This window comes from Paenibacillus germinis (assembly GCF_013141785.1).
GTDB classification, from domain to species: domain Bacteria; phylum Bacillota; class Bacilli; order Paenibacillales; family NBRC-103111; genus Paenibacillus_E; species Paenibacillus_E phytorum.
Window position 1 is genome coordinate 66,188 of record NZ_WHOC01000183.1, and the last position, 18,070, is coordinate 84,257.

Here is an 18,070-nt window from a genome sequence, read left to right on the forward strand (position 1 = left end):
GATCACAATGACAGTCAAAAAAGAGAAGTTGGTCCTAGTCGGAAACGGAATGGCGGGCGTTAACGCTGTTGAACATTTACTTAAACTTACACCTGATAAATATGAGGTTACGATTTTTGGCAGTGAACCGCATCCGAATTATAATCGAATCTTGTTGTCCTACGTACTTGCGGGAGATTCCAAGGTAGAGGATATCGTCATTCATCCCTATGAATGGTATGCGAATAACCACATCACCTTGCATACCAACCAAACCATTACAGACATCGATACAGCAGCACAAACCGTAACGAGTGATAAGGGACTGACAGTTTCTTATGATAAATTGATTTTGGCTACAGGATCTAATCCCTTTATGATTCCAATGCCTGGCGCTGATAAAGAAGGGGTTATGGCGTACAGAACCATTCGTGATTGTGAAATTATGATCGAGTCCGCTAAAAAGTATAAAAAAGCGATCGTTATCGGTGGCGGTTTATTAGGATTAGAAGCGGCGAGAGGCTTCCTTAACTTAGGTATGAAGGTTGATGTTGTTCATATTGTAGATACAATTATGGAGCGTCAGCTTGATCGAACGGCGTCCAAAATGCTGCAAGCGGCGCTTGAAGAGCAGGGTATCAACTTCTTGCTTGAGAAGCAATCCGCGGAAATCGTTGGCGACAAGCGGGTAACAGGCTTGAAATTCAAAGATGGTACTGTTGCTGAGGCCAATCTTATCGTTATGGCAGTAGGGATTCGTCCCAATGTTGAACTTGCGAAAAAGGCTGGAGTTGAGTGCAATCCTGGCATCATTGTGAATGACTATTTGCAAACAAGTGCTCCCAATGTTTATGCGGTTGGGGAATGCGCGATGCATCGTGGGATTGCTTATGGATTGGTGGCACCGCTCTACGAGCAAGGTGCTGTGCTTGCTAAACATTTGGCAGGCGTGGAAACGGGTCCTTATGAAGGGTCTATCCTTTATACGAAGCTTAAAGTATCTGGTGTTGACGTTTTCTCAGGCGGACAGTTCGGCGATGCGGAAGGCACGAAAGCCATTCGCATTCATGATGAGTTCACTGGTGTTTATAAGAAAGTTGTGATTAAAGACAATAAAATCATCGGTGCGGTTCTCTTCGGAGATACGGCGGATGGTACGCGACTTATGCAAATGATTCGGGAAGAAACAGATGTTAGCGGCTTGGAAAAAACGGCTATTTTGACGGATTCATCCGGAGGCGGAGCGGCATCGGGTGTTGCTGACATGAAAGACGATGCCATCATATGTGGTTGTAACGGCGTTACCAAAGGAACGATTTGTTCAGTGATCAAGGATCAAGGATTAACGACAGTGGATGAAGTGAAAAATTGTACGACAGCTTCTCGTTCTTGCGGCGGTTGTAAACCACTCGTTAGTGATTTGTTGGCATTTACACTAGGAGCTTCCTATGATAAGAACGCTGCGAAAGAGACGATTTGCGCTTGTACAGACCATACACGTGATGAAGTCGTTACAGCGATTCGTGAAAAAGGGTTATCCCATGTACGTGAAGTGATGAACGTCCTTGGCTGGAAAAATGATGAAGGCTGCTCGAAATGCCGTCCTGCGCTCAACTACTATCTAGGTATGGTAAGTCCAGATACGTATAAAGACGATAGTACTTCACGTTTTGTAAATGAGCGTATGCACGCTAACATTCAGAAAGATGGAACGTACTCCGTAGTTCCACGGATCTATGGCGGTGTAACCAATCCGACGGAATTGAAGCGTATTGCAGAAGTAGCCGAGCAGTTCAATGTCCCAACTGTGAAGTTTACAGGTGGACAGCGTCTTGATTTGCTTGGTGTGAAGAAAGAAGATCTTACCGCGATGTGGGAAGCCTTAGATATGCCTTCCGGTTATGCTTATGGTAAAGCCTTACGAACTGTAAAAACGTGTGTGGGAGAAACTTTCTGCCGATTCGGCACGGGTGACGCGATGGGTGTAGGTATCGAGCTGGAGAAACGTTTTGAACGCTTGAACACACCTGCCAAAGTAAAGCTAGCGGTATCCGGATGTCCTCGAAATTGTGCGGAATCAGGGATCAAAGATTTAGGCATCGTTTCGGTTGATGGCGGTTGGGAGCTTTATGCCGGAGGAAATGGCGGTGTGAAGGTACGCGTGGGTGATCTATTGACTACTGTCAAGACGGAGCAAGACATTATCGAATATACAGAAGCATATCTGCAGTACTATCGTGAAACAGGTAAATATGGTGAGCGCACAAGCGAGTGGGTGCACCGACTTGGTATCGAGCATATCCGTGATGTGGTTGAGAATGAGGAAGAGCGTAAACAATTGTGTGCTCGTATGGATCTAGCGCTTTCTGTGACGAAGGACCCTTGGAAACAAGCGATTGATAGCAAAAAAATTCAACGTGACCTTTATGAAGTTGTAGAGCTTAACTAGAAAAAGAGGAAAGTCGGGAGGAGCAGACTATGAAAACACAAGAAGAGCAAATGATTTGGGTGCAGGCCGTTTCTTATGACGATTTAGCTGTTAACACAGGAAAAACAATTCGGTATCAAGGAGAAGAGGTAGCACTCTTCAAGCTGAAAAGCGGCAAGCTTCAAGCCATCCAGAACCGCTGTCCTCATAAAGAGGGCGTCCTTGCGGAAGGAATTGTATGTGATGACCACGTCTTCTGTCCGATGCATGATCGCAAGATTCATCTCCCTTCCGGTCTCGTTCAAGCTCCGGATACGGGGTGTGTACGAACGTATTCTACGAAAGTTCATGATGGAACGGTATTTATTGGATTTCCGATAAACAAAGAATTAGCCTGCTAACGCTTTGTTGACCGCATAGGCACATTCAGATACATTGAGATTTCATAGAGAGCTTTATCATCGGGGGTGGGGTGCGTTGAAATCAGCACTATTGGCTTTACCTAAAGAACAACCCTCCTCCCATTGCTGCTTTTGCAGCATGCAGTGCGGATTGGAGATTATGCCGAGTGAGAAGACGTCAGGTCTCACGATTAAACCAAGCCCGAACTTTCCTGTGGCGACTAGCCGTCTTTGTCAGAAAGGATTGAATGCACTGGATCATGTGCTTCATGCCGATCGGATTCTTAAGCCATTGACTAGGGGGATTGGTGAGCCACGGCGGTGGCGAACTGTCTCTTGGGACCATGCGTTTGCAGACATTGCTGAACGGATTCAAGGACTTCAAGCAACGTATGGCCTTGATGCCATTGGCGTGTATGGCGGGGGCTCACTTACCAATGAAGTTAGTTACTTACTTGGTAAGTTTACCCGAGTAGCACTCAGGTCCAAATACATTGATTATAATGGTAGATACTGTATGTCCTCAGCGGCCGCAGCCAGTAATCAGGCTTTCGGGATCGATCGCGGGATGACAATGCCTCTAACGGAAGTTCCGAATGCGAAATATATCATTCTCGCAGGAACGAATATTGCGGAATGCCAGCCGACAATGATGCCTTATTTACTTGAAGCGAAGAAAAAAGGCGCAGTGATCGTAACGATTGATCCGCGTAATACCATGACATCGAAGGTAGCCGATATCCATGTTCGTCTACAACCGGGATTCGACTCTGTATTTATAAACGGACTCCTACATGTCATGGTGGAGGAGAAACTCGTTCATCATCGATTCATTGAAGAACGCACGGTTGGATTTGAGCAATTGAAGGAGGCCGTTAAGCCTTTCACCCCAGCGAGAGTGGAGGAGCTAACTGGCATTCTAGAAGCCGTAATTCGTACGATAGCTCGTGGATTCGCGAAGGCGGAGACAGGGATTGTACTTACAGCACGTGGCTTGGAACAGCAAGTGAACGGGGTAGAGAACACGCTGAATTACATTAATTTAGCCTTGATCACCGGCAAAATAGGGCGCAAAGGCTGCGGCTATGGCGCCGTGACTGGCCAGGCGAACGGGCAAGGTGGACGCGAGCATGGGCAGAAGGCGGACCAACTGCCGGGCTATCGTTTGATCGAAGACCCAGCTGCGCGTGAGCATGTAGCCAAGGTATGGGGCATCGATCCAAGTGAACTGCCTGGCAAAGGGGTTTCTGCTTATGAACTGCTGCAGAAGATAGATGAAGGTGAAATCAAGGCCTTAATCGTCCTCGGATCGAATCCGCTCGTATCCAGCCCAAATAATCGGATGGTGGAGCGGGCGCTGCAGAAGCTGGAGCTGCTTGTTGTCGTTGACATGTTCGAAACCGAAACGGCGCGTTATGCCCATTATTTGTTACCAGGGTCATCCTTTGCGGAAGCAGAAGGTACGATGACCAATCTGGAAGGACGCGTGTTTCACCGCCAGAAAGCGATGGAGCTTCCGGGAAACAGCAGACTTGATTTCCACATTATTTGTCAGCTAGCAGAAGCGCTAGGCCGGGGAGCCTATTTTCAATATGCGGGTATTGAAGATGTGTTTCGCGAGTTGGCAGCTGCTACGGCAGGTGGGAAAGCGGATTACAGTGGCATTACGTATGAGCGGCTTCAGGAGGAGAAAGGCATATTCTGGCCGTGTCCTGCTCCTGACCACCCGGGTACACCGCTATTATTTGAGAATCATTTTAATCATTCCGATGGCAAAGCCAGATTGTTCGGTATTAAGCCGAAAATGCCGGCAGAACCAATTGATACGGATTATCCCATCGTACTTACAACGGGTAGGCTTGCGAATCATTATTTAAGTGGTGCACAAACACGTCGAACGGAAGCGTTGAATAAGAAGGCTCCCGTTCCCGTTGCCGAGATTCATCCATGGCTCGCTAAGAGAATTGGACTGAGTATGGATAACAAGATCCGCATTACAAGCCGCCGTGGATCCTTGATATTCGAAGTCAAAGTGACGGAAGGTATTCAGCCTCGTACGGTTTTTGTGCCCTTTCATTGGGGTGATGAGCATTCGATTAATCAATTAACGAATGATGCGTTGGATCCCACGAGTCGGATGCCGGAGTTTAAAATATGCGCAGTAAAAGTGGAACGTGTCGAGTAGACCGCACTCAGCTTAGTTGGCTTGGCCAAAGAACTAAGCTGGTGCGGTCTTTTTCTGCGCCTAGAAGTTTCAAATATTCCTGTTCGGGCGCCTCTGCGATACGTACGCCGTTCCAAGTTTCGATGACGATTTTACGTAGTTGATGTTGTTTAAGGAACTGGCGAAACATACTTTTTAACTCGTGGACGATGGTCATCTTATCGTTATTTTGGTTCGCTGTTGGTGCAAGTTGATAAATCCGCTTGCCATTATTCTCGATCCAATACAACCACTCACTACCTTTGAGGGCTAAGTAATTGCCGCTTTTACGGGAAAATGAAACGCCAGAAATCTCAGGCCATGGGACAATTAGTCCAAAGGGATTAGCCGGATCAATAGCACTTAAAAGTGTGAATTTTTGTTGACTCTCGGAAGCGTTACCTGCTTGCTGGTACAGGCGAGTGATGAATTCTTTGGATGCGAACTGCAGAGCATGTAAATCGGTAATGAATAGCCCGCGGACAACAAGACCCCACTCTTCCAACTGACGAAGCGCTGTCTGAATGGCTTCCCATGGAAACGGACAGTGCGTAGAGATGAGATCTTTGGTGATGATGCCAAAACGCTCCAGCAGATGATGCGTCCACTGCATAGCGGACGATTGCTTATCGAAGGCAGGGCTAAGTAGGGAATCGAGAGGATACCAACGTCCAAGGCCTGACTGGAATTTATCCGGTTTCTTAGAAGCTCCTGCGGCATGTAGTCGAAGCGGAGCGAATTGGTCGTTGGCAGCCTGTCCATCCCACACTAATTGCAGCAGCTCCTCTAACAATGAAGAGGGAGCTCGCCCTGTTTCAATACCCAGCTTGCTCAGAAAGATGGCCCCTTTTTCCTGCAGAAGGCTAAGAAGCTCAGGATGTGAGGCTGGTCTTTGGTTGAGGGCAGTGAGACAGGGCTCATACAGAGAGCTGCTTTCTGCCAGAAAGAAGGCAATGCGGCCTTCCTTTTCGTCGGGCTCTTTGCGACCTATCCAAACAATTTGACCTGAAGAGCACAAGGTGTCTAGATCTTGTTTGCGGTACGAAAGCTGACGCGTCGGAAATAAGACAGACTCCCAAAGTGAGACGGGCAGGAAGAAGCCTTGCAAATCCTCAATAATTTCGCGAAGCAGTTCCATTCCGGGAACATCAGTTCTATCTGCGAGTTTGCGTCTAAGCGGCATATGCGTCATATAGGTGAAAGGAGATACGGCCTCGCCACTACGTCGATAGGACTGAAGGGATAGACGAATTAATCGGGAAGCTACCTTGCTGCTCGTCCACAGTTCTTCGATTTCTGGATCGGCAAAAGGTGCGACAGTTAACGTACCATCTTGAACGGCGCTCTGAATCCAATCAGCTGCAACGGCAAGTTCCACCTCAAAGCGGGCTGCCAACTCTTCTGTTGTGAAGGAGAGCTTCCCGTCTGCAAATCTTTGAAACACAAACGATTTGGCAACCATAGAATCCGAGAGTGAAGAATAGAACTCTACTTCATCACTGCAGATATAGCGGGTCTCATTCGTAAAGAAAGCTGTTGTTGTCCTGCCTTGCCCAAGGAGATCATTGATCCATGCTGTAACGATTGTATCAGAGGATGAACTAGCCTTGACGAGTTCATCCAAAGAGGAATCGCCACGTTCTTTCAAATAACGAAACACCTCTTGGGCAGAGGCTAGCGGTTCATCCGTCAGGGCGAGTTTATGTTCCTCTGCCTCGATGACTTGTGGGCTAACAGCGCTGCGGATCGCCTCAGATCCGAAAATATCGGCTGCCATTTGACGGCTAAAGCCAAGTAATTCAACCTGTAAATCCTGCGTTAACGCATCGGATTCATATAATTTCTGCGACACGTAGTCGAACTTGAACTGCGCAGCGAGTGGCGATGGGAAATGGTTGCGATGAACAGCAAATTGAATACTTCCTGTATGAATAGCTTCTAAAATGCGCTGAAGATGCTGAATATCGACATGCTCCTCCAGGCATTCTCGCATGGCTTCCTGAAACAAAGGAAAGCGTTCTTTGAATGGTAGAGCTTCCTTCATGAGTTCTTGTCCACGCAGTCGCTTAACCCAAGCGGGGATACGTGTGAAGCTGCGGGAAAGAAGTAAGGATGTTTCTGCTAGTCGTTGGAAAGCTGCACCAAACATCCCAGATTCGGCTACAGCTTCAATGATGAACTGTTCTGCTTCTATAGTTGAGATGGACATGATGGCATGCAAAATCGATTCATGGAAGCTGGGGAAAATGAGCTCGATGCCATTGTCTTTCGCATTGGTATAGATAGCGGTTAGCCCTTTTTGTTTAAGGTGCCGATCAATGGCCATTAACCAAGTACGGTTCAGCTTGCGACCGAATAGGCTGTGCAAAATATAGTGTGTTTGATTGTTTTCATCGGCAAAGGTTTCTATGACAACGGTTGTATCTGTTGGGACTGTATTTACAGCGATTTGATTGCGAACGATACTAATGAGAGCTTGGCTAGCCTCCGAATCAAAGTGAAAATGATCCATGAGCCAGTCTTGGACGTCAAGATCAGCTTGAGTGTGAGGAAGCGACTGCAAACGATCACGCAGCTCTCGCCATAATTGACCCGTTTGAACGCCGAGTTCAAACGACTTTCCGCCAGTTTCCCCGCGCCAGAAGGGGACTTCACTGTAACGGTTTTCGGCTTCCTGGACATAAATGCGCTCTGGACGCTTGCGGACGATACGCCAAGATGCCGTACCCAATTGAAACACGTCGCCGACAGACGACTCGTGGATGAACTCTTCATCCAGCTCACCGAGGTGAAGCCCGGTTTCATTGTGATGCACGGGATAGGCCGTGCTCTGAGGGATTGTGCCGGCGCCGGTGAGCGCGGCCATCTGTGTGGCCGCCAACCGTTCTAAGCGGCCTGTTTCACGATCCCATGCGATGAGCGGACGCACGAAGGGGTACAGCCCTGCGAGCACCTCGAGCATCGCGAGCCAGCGTTCACGCGGCAGCTCGCGGAAGGAGTCGCTCTGCGCGAGCAGGCGCTCTAGGCGCGGCACATCCAGCTCGTCGCCCATGGCTACCATGGCGACGAGCTGCTGCGCGAGGACATCAAGGCTGCCCCGCGGGATGCGGATGGCCTCGATGTCTCGCGCCGCGATCCGCCGGCTGAGCACGGCAAGCTCCGGCAGCAGACTGCGGCTGCGCGCTAGCAGCACGCCGCGGCTGACGCTGCCGACGGCGTGGCCGGCCCGGCCAATCCGCTGGATGCCTGCGGCAGCGGTGAAAGGCGAGTCGATCTGGATCACCAGATCGACATGGCCGACGTCGATGCCGAGCTCCAGCGACGATGTGGCAACCAGGCAGCGAAGCTCGCCGGCCTTAAGCAAGCGCTCGACCTCGAGCCGCTTCTCGCGGGCAACGCTGCCGTGGTGGCTGCTCGCGATCTCATGACCGACATGGTCATTGAGTCGCAAGGTCAAGCGTTCGCAAAGCCTACGGCTATTTGCGAAGATAAGCACTGTGCTGCAGCCTTCCATGAGCTGCAGCAGGCGCTCGACAAGAGGCGTCCATATCGCCTCTTTATCAGCACCAGCCCGCGCAGGTTCCGGCATCGTCACCTGAAGTGCGTACTGCTTCTCGGCTTTGCTCTCGATAATAGCAACATGCCGCGGCTGGTCAGCTTCCCAGCCGCCAAGATAACGAGCGACACGCTCGATAGGCTTTTGCGTGGCTGACACGCCGATCCGCTGGACGGATCGCCCGCACCACGCGTTCAGCCGTTCCAGCGTGAGCGACAAGTGCATACCGCGCTTGTCCGCTGCCAGATCGTGGATTTCGTCGACGACGATCTGTTCCACGCTCTTTAGCATTTCTCTCGCGCGCGGAGAAGTCAGCAGCAAATACAACGATTCTGGCGTGGTCACCAGCAGATCTGGCGGCTGCTTCAGCATCGATGCCCGAGTGCTTTGTTTGGTATCGCCAGTACGAACCCCAATCGTGAGTCCCCTCCAGGCGGTTTCCTTTTCGAAAGAGGAAGCAGTCTCCTCAATTTCTGCCATAAAATGAATTAAATGATCATGAATATCGTTATTCAGCGCCTTGAGAGGTGTCACGACAAGCACGCGAACACCGGCTGTGTAAATGTCCTCAAGTTCCTGCTTCTGTTTAAGAACACCGTCCAAACAAGGCAGTAATGCTGCCAGTGTTTTACCCGAGCCTGTTGGGGAAGAGATGAGAGTGTGTGTGCCAGAACGTATTTGTTTCCACGCCTGCTTCTGAACATCCGTAGGTTCACCAAAACGAGAAGCAAACCAAGACCTCAGAATGGGATGAAAATGAGATAGATCCAGCGCTATTTCCGTCATTGCCTTCGCTCCCTTGCTCACAATTTCTTCCAACATAGCATATTGTGAAGGTCATCGCCAGCGGTACAGAATATGACAGTTTATTTACATCGCGTATGCTAAATTAGTTAAAGATTTACTTGATCATTCAATTGGATGGACAAAGGAAAATTAATCTATGGAAAATAAAAGGATACCCTCCTAAAAATAACCATGCAAACGAACTCTTCTGATACATGTAGTATTTAAATAAAGAAGGAGAGTGTGTGAAGCGTGATGCTCAAAAAAGTAATAGCGACGGGTCTTGCTTTCGTAATGATCATGGGAAGCGGCACAGCTGTTCTAGCCAAAGACAATGGAAATAAAAAAGATGACAGTAGGGTTGAGATTCATCTTACCTTTGACGATTTGCAAAGTGCGGAGTGGGCGATACGCTATATCGCGAGCTTAGCATCCAAGCGTGTGTTTGAAGGGTATGAGGATGGTACCTTTAAACCTCATAATACGGTTTCCCGAATCGAAGCGATTACGGCTGCTGTTCGTTTGATGGGACTTCGCAGCCAAGCCGAATCATCAGCAGAAATGAGCACTCATCTTAATTTTAAAGATGCTGATAAAGTTCCTTCTTGGGCAGTCGGTTATGTAGCTGTAGCTTTAGAAAATGACTTGTTCTCGGAAAATGACGATATGGTTCAGCCTCAAAAGGAAGGTGACCGACTTTGGGCGACGACGCTTTTAGTTAAAGCGTTAAAGTTAGAAGCTCAGGCGAAGGCGAAAATGAACACGACGCTGCCGTTTAAAGATGCGAAACAAATTCCTGCAGGCGCTGTGGGGTATGTAGCTGTTGCCATCGAGAAAGGTTTGATTGATGGTTTCGAAGACAACACATTTAGGCCTAATCAACCGGTAACACGGGCTCAGCTCGCAGCTTTGCTAGATCGTACTGGCGGTCAATTGCCAGACCAAGGGAATAACACGATAAATGGAACAGTAAGCAGGGTTGTTACCAACAACACGCTAAGTATCACGAGTTCAGGCACAACATCAACTTATCCTCTGCATCCAGATGTTTTCATTTATCGGAACGGGGCCAAAGTAAACGCATCTGCTTTGCAAGCTGGGGACGTTGTGAAAGTACGCACATTTAATGGTCAAATTGTATTCATTGAAGTAACCAATGCCGTGCAATCCATAATCTACAGCGGCACTGTAAGTGCGGCAGTTACGAATAATACATTGACGCTATCAAAAGCTGGAGCTACCTCTACACTACCGCTTCATCCGGATGTTGTCGTTTATCGCAACGGCATTAAAGTGAGTGCGTATGACCTAAAAATTGGTGATGAAGTTAACATTCGCACTTCGGATAATAAGGTCATCTACATCGAAGTCACCAAATCGATTGTACCTATTTCAAGCAGCGGGACAGTTAGCGCGACCGTTAGTAACAATGTGCTGAAGCTTACGAAATCAGGCGTTACAACTTCATACACGCTGCATCCAGATGTGGTCATTTATCGAAATGGCGTGAAAGTTAATGCTTCCTCCCTGTTGGTTGGCGATGAGGTGAATGTTCGAACATCCGACAATAAAGTCATTTTCATTGAAGTAACACAAACGGCACAAGCCATTACGAATAGCGGGACAGTAAGCGCAGTTGTCAGCAATAACGTGCTTAAGCTCCAAAAGTCAGGTGTTACATTTGAGTTAATCCTTCACTCGGATGTTATCGTTTATCGCAATGGGTTGAAAGTCAATGCTTCCGATTTGCAAGTTGGAGACGAAGTCAATATTCGCACGACCGAAAATAAAGTCATTTATATTGAAGTGACCAAAATGGTTCAACCCATTACAAACAACGGTACGGTAAGCGCCGTGGTGAGCAACAATGAACTGAAGCTCACGAAGTCGGGAGTTACAACCGTATTCACACTTCATGCGGATGTCGTTGTTTATAGGAACGGCGTGAAGGTCAGAGCTGTTGATTTAAAAGTAGGCGATGAAGTCGATATCCGCACCTCGGACAATAAAGTCATTTACATTGAAGTTACCAAAATGATCGATGCGAATTTACCATTTGATCTTTTAGGAAAGTTAAAGGGAACTACCCTCAATACCCAAGGTGAACTTGCAACGATTTCTATCACTCAAACCATTAATGGTAGGGAACAAACAACGATCTATCAGGTATCTTCTGGCGTCACGCTTTCCGGCAACTTGGCCTTATTTAAGGAAGGGAATCTTATCCAGCTAAAAGGTGTTAACAAGCTCGTAACCTCTATCACGATCAAATAATATGCGAAAAGAAGCCCACGATATATGGGCTTCTTTTTGTGTGTGTGTTGTTACTCTTATACAGAGGTCTTATGAGAAATATTTACCTTAGAGGATGTTACAGGCGAGAGGATAACCGTTTTAGATTAGGTGAATAGCGAATAGGTTTTACAACAGTACTCAAAAGGAGGTGAAAACATGCCGAAACAGGATAATGACTTTCCTTTTTATTACGACGGTTCTTCGAATGAGGAGTTTTTCAAAGAGATTGTAAAGGGACTAGATGAGAAACAAAACGAAGTAATAGTCAACAAGGAAGAATGGCGACGATTCATAAGCGCGAACCCTTTCGGACTTATTAAAAATTGAGATCACCTCAAAAATACATTTTAAATAAAGAAAAGGCTATGATTTCAACTTTCGTTGAAAAACATGGCCTTTATCAGTGCCCAAGATTTAGTGGGCTTCTTTTTATCCTGATAGGAATTGGTGAACATGTATGATTGTGAGTCTAGTACAAAGAAAAAAGCCCTTCAGTAATGGGCTAGGATAACAGCGATATCTCTATCATTGAATTGAATAGTACCCTCTTCTGATTTCGTAAAGAAATGTCCTCTTGATTCAATATAATGGCAGAGTCTAAGCAGAATTTTGGGTTCTATATTTAGAAGCGTTGAAAGTGAAAAAATGTTTTTTTGATCATTGGTTGCTTCAACCATTTAACATAATAACCTCCTAATAATGAATTATATATGTATCATAGTACATGCCCCAAGTCACTTGTTGTCGAAATGTCGGGTTAACAAAACTTTCAATATTTGGATGATTTCTAGTCCTCCTGCCAAACATAAAAGCCCTTGAATCCTCCACAGGGAGGCTCAAAGGCTTACATGGATCCCTCTGCTGACGGAATCAGATCTTTAATTCCCCAAGCTTGATCAGTTCTACAACCGCTTGTGAACGACCCTTTACGTTCAGCTTTTGCATGACGTTGGAAATGTGATTTCTCACAGTCTTTTCGCTTATGAAAAGCTGCTGCGCGATATCTTTCGTGGTTTTGTCTTGTACTAAGAGTTCGAATACTTCTCTTTCGCGGTTAGTAAGTAGAAATTTGTTTTTGTGGTCGCTGCCCATGGATGTGTGTCACCCCTCCTTGCTCGGGTATTGGGAATTACAAGGTTTAGGGATACAGTCAAAATTAGTTTATGAAGGGCTGTTGTCAATGGTGCGATATATGCATAAAAATAGGCGATATCCGCTTTTGAGTTTCCTTCCGAGGCGTGGTAAGCTAAAATGAAGCATTTCTTTTGAACAAAGGAGGCTCAAATGATGTTCAAGCGTGATTATTTTATGCGGCAGATTGAGCAAATGACCGTGGTGCTGCATCGCATACTTTTTAATAAGGAACATATCCCATTAGAAGATGCCCAGCAGCTGCTGGATGAAGCAAGTCGCCATCTATTGGGGTTGAATATTCGCTCTTTGCAAGCATTATCGAGTAAGGATATCCTTGAATTATTGTCCTATCATGGCAATTTGGATACCGCCAAAGCACTGGTACTTAGCGATATGTTTGTAGGACAAGGTGACCTGCTTCAGCGGCATGACCAGACTGACGAGGCTTATCACGCTTATCTGAAATCCGTTGATTTGCTGCTACACCTATCGCTCTCACCCGAAGTTGAACCAAAGGATGAATTGAACGATGAGATCACGTCCCGATTGAACCAGAGCTTGGAGCGTCTTCAAGGATGGATCATCCCGGAGGAGATCAAGAGGCTTCTTTTCGCACATTATGAGAAACAGGGCAATTACGCTAAGGTAGAGGATATTTTATTCCACTATATGGAGGATCACCCGGATCGATCCGTCGTGCTCGAACAAGGTGTAATCTTTTACGAAAAATTAATGGATATGGAAGAAGAACTCCTGCAAGCAGGCAATTTTAGCAAAGAAGAAGTGTTTGATGGTTTGCGTATTGTGAAGCAAAAATTGCAATCATTTGAACTTCCTAACATGTATAAATCGTAGAAACTGAAGGTGTGAAGAAATGGCTTGGTATCAGGAAAGTTTTGGGAATGATTATTTAATTGTTTATAAACACAGAGATTTGCAAGGTGCTTACCATGAAGTGAAGAAGATGATTGATTGGCTGGGGCTGAAGCAAGGGGCCGAAGTGCTTGATTTATGCTGCGGCATGGGCCGCCATTCTATGGCGCTGGCTGAGTTCGGATACGATGTAACGGGCGTGGATTTATCTGAGGTGCTTTTGAATGAGGCAGTTAAGTTAGACGATGGAAAGCAAGTGACATGGCTGCGCGGAGATATGCGCGAAGTACCTCTCGATCGGCAATACGATGCTGTCGTGAATTTGTTTACTTCGTTTGGCTATTTTGATGAGGATGAACAAAATGAGAAGGTGCTTCATGAAATTCATCGGCTTCTAAAAGAGGGCGGCCGTTTTATCATCGATTTCTTGAATCCGGTTTACGTTCAGTCGAATCTCGTTCCTCAATCGGAGCGAACGGAAGAAGATCTATGGATTCGTGAAGCAAGAACTATTGAAGATGGCTGTGTGCGTAAACGGATTGTGATTTCGCAAAAGGGTACTGCTGATCGGCATTATCTGGAACAGGTTAAGTTGTATGATCGAACGGCATTTGAAGCTATGCTGTTAAAAGCGGGTTTACATATTGATCATGTATACGGTGAATATGATGGACAGGCTTATGATGCTGAAGCATCAAGTCGGTTGATTTTTGTAGGGCATAAGGAAGGATGAGTACTCGGAAATGAACATCGTGACTGAACATACAGATGAGATCACGCAAGTGAAGGTTCCGCTGCCCTTCCCTCTGCGTTGGGTGAATGCGTACCTCGTACGAGGCAGCAACGGGTATACTGTAATTGATCCAGGGCTTCGCACCCCGGATGCGGAGGAGCTCTGGCAGCAGGTGCTGCAGGAGCGCGGGATCGGTTTCGAGCACGTGGAGCAGATCGTGCTCACCCACCACCATCCCGATCATTACGGGATGGCGGGTTGGTTCCAGGAGCGCACGGGCGCGCCGGTTCTCCTCTCGGAGACCGGTCTAGCGCAGGTGCAGCTCCTGTGGGGCCCGGAGCAGCCGATGTCGGAGCTGCTCCTGACGCTCTTTGCCCGGCACGGCTTCCCGGAAGCCGGGCTGATCGAGATGACGAAGCACATGGTGAGCTTCGTCTCGCTGGTGTCTCCGCAGCCGCTGGTGACGGTGCTGCCTGAAGGGCCTGTGCGCCTCGGGGACCGCGTGTACGAAGCCATCGAGACCCCCGGCCATGCCGCGGGTCATCTGATCTTCTACGACGCCGCGGCGGAGGTGATCTTTTGCGGCGACCATGTCCTGCCGCAAATATCGCCGAACGTTTCCTTCCTCCCACAGGTGGAAGAAAACCCGCTCGGCGCGTACCTCAGCAGCCTGCAGGAGATCAGCAGGCTGCCTGTGAAGATGGCTTACCCGGGGCACCGGGAGCCATGGTCCGGTTTTGGCGCACGCGCAGAGGAGCTTGTGCGCCATCATCATGAGCGGCTTGCGCTCATGGAGGGGCAGCTAAGCGCGCCGCTTAGCGCTTATGAGGTGTGCCGTGCGACGTTCGGCGACCGGCTGAGCATACACCAGATGAGGTTCGCGCTATCGGAGACGATCGCTCACCTCATTCTGCTGGAAACAGAAGGCCGCATCCAACAGGTAGACCCCGCCGCGGAGCTCATTCAATATATCGCGATATCGAAATAATAGCCGAAAAGCCTCCAACCACCGAATTAGTGGTTGGAGGCTCTTTTATTCTGAAAGAAGTACACGTTCAGTACATTTGGGGAACCAGAAGACGCTATTTTTGGGAAAACGCACGTATTTCTATTCTTGCGGAACTAGAAGCCGCTATTTAAAGAAAACAAGGCTCACTGGAAGGAAAAACAGTGAAATAACGACTCCTAGTTCCCTCTTGCTCATGAAAAGGGGGCATTTTGCTGAAATAAGGTCCTCACGTTCCGTCAATGATAGTTTGACGAAACATTAGTCCCATATCTTTCGATTCTCCCAACAACACAACGCGCAATTCTCCCCACGTCACTTCGCTCGTAACTTCTATCCGGATTAAGTCGAAAGAAGAATTGTAACTAGAATGACAACCAGCCTCACTTCAAAGGCTTACTATAAGTAGGAATATTATTATGCGCCAAACGGCCACAGGCGGCAGCTACGATACCGCATACCATATCGTCGATAAATGTATTGCATTTTCCTTCGGAATGATCGCTATCGAGGTCTTTGATAATCCCGATTTTCTCTTTGTCGAGATATCCGAAATTCGTGAGTGCAATGGTGCCATACATGAGTGGAACGGCAGTTGCGATGCTTTCATCAACCCCGAAAAGCCCTTCGTCTTGTCCGACAATATGATTATACTGAGGGTTAAATTCTCCTGCTTCGACGGCTGTATCAATTTTGATCGCCAATTGAAGGGCGTGGAATGTTTGTTGTTTTCGCAATACGGCAAGAACATGCTCTTCACATAGGCTGCGCTCCATATCCGGATTGTAGGGGCGTTGAAGCTGATCCAGAATATCCACCATATCTTCCAAAGCCACGCCTCTCGACTCGAACAGAGCCAGGTTACGCGCGGTATAGTCCTCTTTCACATTTTCAGAAATGATTGAACTGGCAGTTGAGGCAACAATGGCACAGATCCCTTTGGAAATGAAAGATTTAGGACGTTTGGTCGGAAAGAAGAAACGGAATTTACAATCCATAAATCCAAAAAGAGAAATCGCGCCGCTGCCATATAGTCCACAGATGGACATAGCAATGGTGCGATGAACATTATATGCAGGGTCTTTCATACTAGCTAGAAGCTCGGAATCATGTTTGACCTTCTTTTGGAGCTCCATGAGCGTAGACATAACGTTATAGGTTTCTGTTTTGCTTAACACACCTAGTAGAGTCGTAGTGATTGTTTCATAGGGAATTTTCTTAATTCCTTTGATTTCGACGAGTAAGCGAGCAACAGCTTCTTCGATGACGGCTTGGGAATAGTGACTGAAAACCTCTTCACGGAATTCGTTGAAAATGTTTGCTTTTTCTTTAAGGAATGTTCTCATTGAAGCGCCTCCAAATTAGGTCAATTCTTATTTTTGAGTATAGCATATCTTTATAAGATGCCGAAGGAAGTTAACTCCTAGGATTTGACTTGTTGTAATGTCTCACAGGGCGCCGCAGGCTTTAAATTCTGGTGCATGAGTTTTTTTCGAAATGGGACAAAAAGTAGTTATAAATCGGACAAAGCCTCGTATACATAATAATACGAAAAAGCAATGTACAGGCCATGAAAATACAGGGCAGATGCTTCAGGCTTCTGCGAAAACTTGGAGGAGGAAATAAGCTAATGAAACATCAACATTGGATTCGTTCAGCCGCTATCGCGGGGGTAATTGCCTTGCTGACCACGGGATGTTCGGTTCTGGGCACTGGGAAGAAAAGTGACATCGATGCACCTCCGACAACGGGTGCGGAAGCTGATGCGAAGACGACATCAGCAGCCGTTACGATCGATATGATCGAAGACAATTCATCACAGATGACGGTTTATGTGAAAGATGCAAAAGGATTCGTTGCTCCACTTAGTCTTGGATTACCCAAAACGGTGTCTGTCGCCAAAACGACTCTCGAGTATATGGTGGACGGAGGACCGGTTGCAAGTTTGCTTCCATCTGGTTTCCAGGCTCTGCTGCCTAAAGGTACGAAAGTCGTAAGCTTGAATGTTACATCAGACAAGCGTGCCATTGTTGATTTCTCTAAGGAGTTCCTCAATTATGATGGGCCGAATGAGAGAAAGATTTTGGAGGCTATCACTTGGAACCTGACGAGCTTTCCAACCGTAGAGAAAGTGCAGCTGCGTGTAGATGGGAAAGATCTGAAGGAGATGCCGAAAGGGAAGACACCGCTGGATACACCTCTTGCACGCTCTATGGGGATCAACATTGAGAAGGCTGAGGACGCTGAATTTGGTCAATCCACACCGGTTACACTCTATTTCTTGAATCAAAATGATCAAAATTACAAATATTATGTACCTGTTACAAGGCTCGTCAAAAGGACAGATGATGTCGCGAAAGCGGTTGTTGAACAGTTGATCAAAGGGCCTGATCAGAAGAAGGGTCTGGCTGCTGTTCTGAATGCTACAACGGAAGTGAAGAGCATTAAGCCGTCTGATGGTGTTATAACCGTTGATTTCTCCAATAAATTCCTTGGCGCCGATCAGAAAGCATCCACCGAAGCTATGCAGTCTGTTATTCTTTCATTGACAGAAAACACAAGCTTTAAACAAGTCCAAATTAAAGTGGATGGTGCTGTGAAGCCAGTAACTAAAACAGCTCATATTAATCCGGCTAAGCTTTAAGAAGCTTGCCCGGTTCTAACGACCTCTATGCA

The 18,070-nt window shown here is 47.2% G+C and carries 13 protein-coding genes; 9 read left to right on the forward strand and 4 right to left on the reverse strand.

The genetic code is table 11. The features are described from left to right. Positions 1-7 precede the first annotated feature (7 nt). The 3 genes from nirB (at position 8) to GC102_RS35575 (ending at position 4,993) form a co-directional block, all read left to right on the forward strand. Positions 8-2,428, forward strand: a complete 2,421-nt coding sequence (gene nirB, locus GC102_RS35565; RefSeq protein ID WP_171646781.1) for a nitrite reductase large subunit NirB — start codon at positions 8-10, stop codon at positions 2,426-2,428. 29 nt (positions 2,429-2,457) lie between these two features. Then, positions 2,458-2,808: a nitrite reductase small subunit NirD gene (gene nirD, locus GC102_RS35570; RefSeq protein WP_064743424.1), complete on the forward strand. Its 351-nt coding sequence runs from the start codon at positions 2,458-2,460 to the stop codon at positions 2,806-2,808. 76 nt (positions 2,809-2,884) lie between these two features. Continuing rightward, positions 2,885-4,993: a molybdopterin oxidoreductase family protein gene (locus tag GC102_RS35575; RefSeq protein ID WP_246321303.1), complete on the forward strand. Its 2,109-nt coding sequence runs from the start codon at positions 2,885-2,887 to the stop codon at positions 4,991-4,993. Between the two features lie 7 nt (positions 4,994-5,000). On the opposite strand, the gene GC102_RS35580 is transcribed toward GC102_RS35575, so the two are convergent. Next, positions 5,001-9,353, reverse strand: coding sequence for a DEAD/DEAH box helicase (locus GC102_RS35580; protein ID WP_171693697.1), 4,353 nt, complete (start codon positions 9,351-9,353; stop codon positions 5,001-5,003). A 255-nt stretch (positions 9,354-9,608) separates the two neighbouring features. Here GC102_RS35580 and GC102_RS35585 point away from each other — a divergent pair, with 255 nt between their 5' ends. Both GC102_RS35585 and GC102_RS35590 read left to right on the forward strand, forming a co-directional pair. Next, positions 9,609-11,627 (forward strand): S-layer homology domain-containing protein, encoded by a 2,019-nt coding sequence (locus tag GC102_RS35585; RefSeq protein WP_171693868.1) that lies wholly within the window; start codon positions 9,609-9,611, stop codon positions 11,625-11,627. A gap of 177 nt (positions 11,628-11,804) precedes the next feature. Beyond that, complete coding sequence (locus GC102_RS35590) at positions 11,805-11,975, forward strand: hypothetical protein (RefSeq protein ID WP_171693698.1); 171 nt, start codon at positions 11,805-11,807, stop codon at positions 11,973-11,975. A gap of 164 nt (positions 11,976-12,139) precedes the next feature. On the opposite strand, the gene GC102_RS35595 is transcribed toward GC102_RS35590, so the two are convergent. Beyond that, a complete protein-coding gene (locus tag GC102_RS35595; protein ID WP_171644868.1) occupies positions 12,140-12,325 on the reverse strand; it encodes a hypothetical protein in 186 nt (61 codons plus the stop codon). A 193-nt stretch (positions 12,326-12,518) separates the two neighbouring features. Beyond that, a complete protein-coding gene (locus GC102_RS35600; RefSeq protein ID WP_028556998.1) occupies positions 12,519-12,740 on the reverse strand; it encodes a helix-turn-helix domain-containing protein in 222 nt (73 codons plus the stop codon). Positions 12,741-12,932: 192 nt separating this feature from the next. Here GC102_RS35600 and GC102_RS35605 point away from each other — a divergent pair, with 192 nt between their 5' ends. From GC102_RS35605 to GC102_RS35615, 3 genes are read left to right on the forward strand one after another with little or no spacing between them, the layout of a single operon-like run. Further along, entirely contained in the window at positions 12,933-13,637 is a 705-nt protein-coding gene (locus GC102_RS35605) for a DUF6483 family protein (protein WP_171693699.1), read from the forward strand. A 19-nt stretch (positions 13,638-13,656) separates the two neighbouring features. Beyond that, positions 13,657-14,388 carry a class I SAM-dependent methyltransferase gene (locus tag GC102_RS35610; protein ID WP_171644829.1) on the forward strand — a complete coding sequence of 244 codons (732 nt, stop codon included), beginning with the start codon at positions 13,657-13,659 and terminating at the stop codon, positions 14,386-14,388. Between the two features lie 10 nt (positions 14,389-14,398). Next, positions 14,399-15,376, forward strand: a complete 978-nt coding sequence (locus GC102_RS35615; protein ID WP_171693700.1) for an MBL fold metallo-hydrolase — start codon at positions 14,399-14,401, stop codon at positions 15,374-15,376. Between the two features lie 401 nt (positions 15,377-15,777). Here GC102_RS35615 and GC102_RS35620 read toward each other — a convergent pair whose 3' ends face one another. Beyond that, entirely contained in the window at positions 15,778-16,740 is a 963-nt protein-coding gene (locus GC102_RS35620) for a phosphatidylglycerophosphatase A family protein (protein WP_171644827.1), read from the reverse strand. A gap of 284 nt (positions 16,741-17,024) precedes the next feature. Between GC102_RS35620 and GC102_RS35625 the strand changes: the two genes are divergently transcribed. Further along, positions 17,025-18,038 (forward strand): GerMN domain-containing protein, encoded by a 1,014-nt coding sequence (locus GC102_RS35625; RefSeq protein WP_171644826.1) that lies wholly within the window; start codon positions 17,025-17,027, stop codon positions 18,036-18,038. Positions 18,039-18,070: the final 32 nt, after the last annotated feature.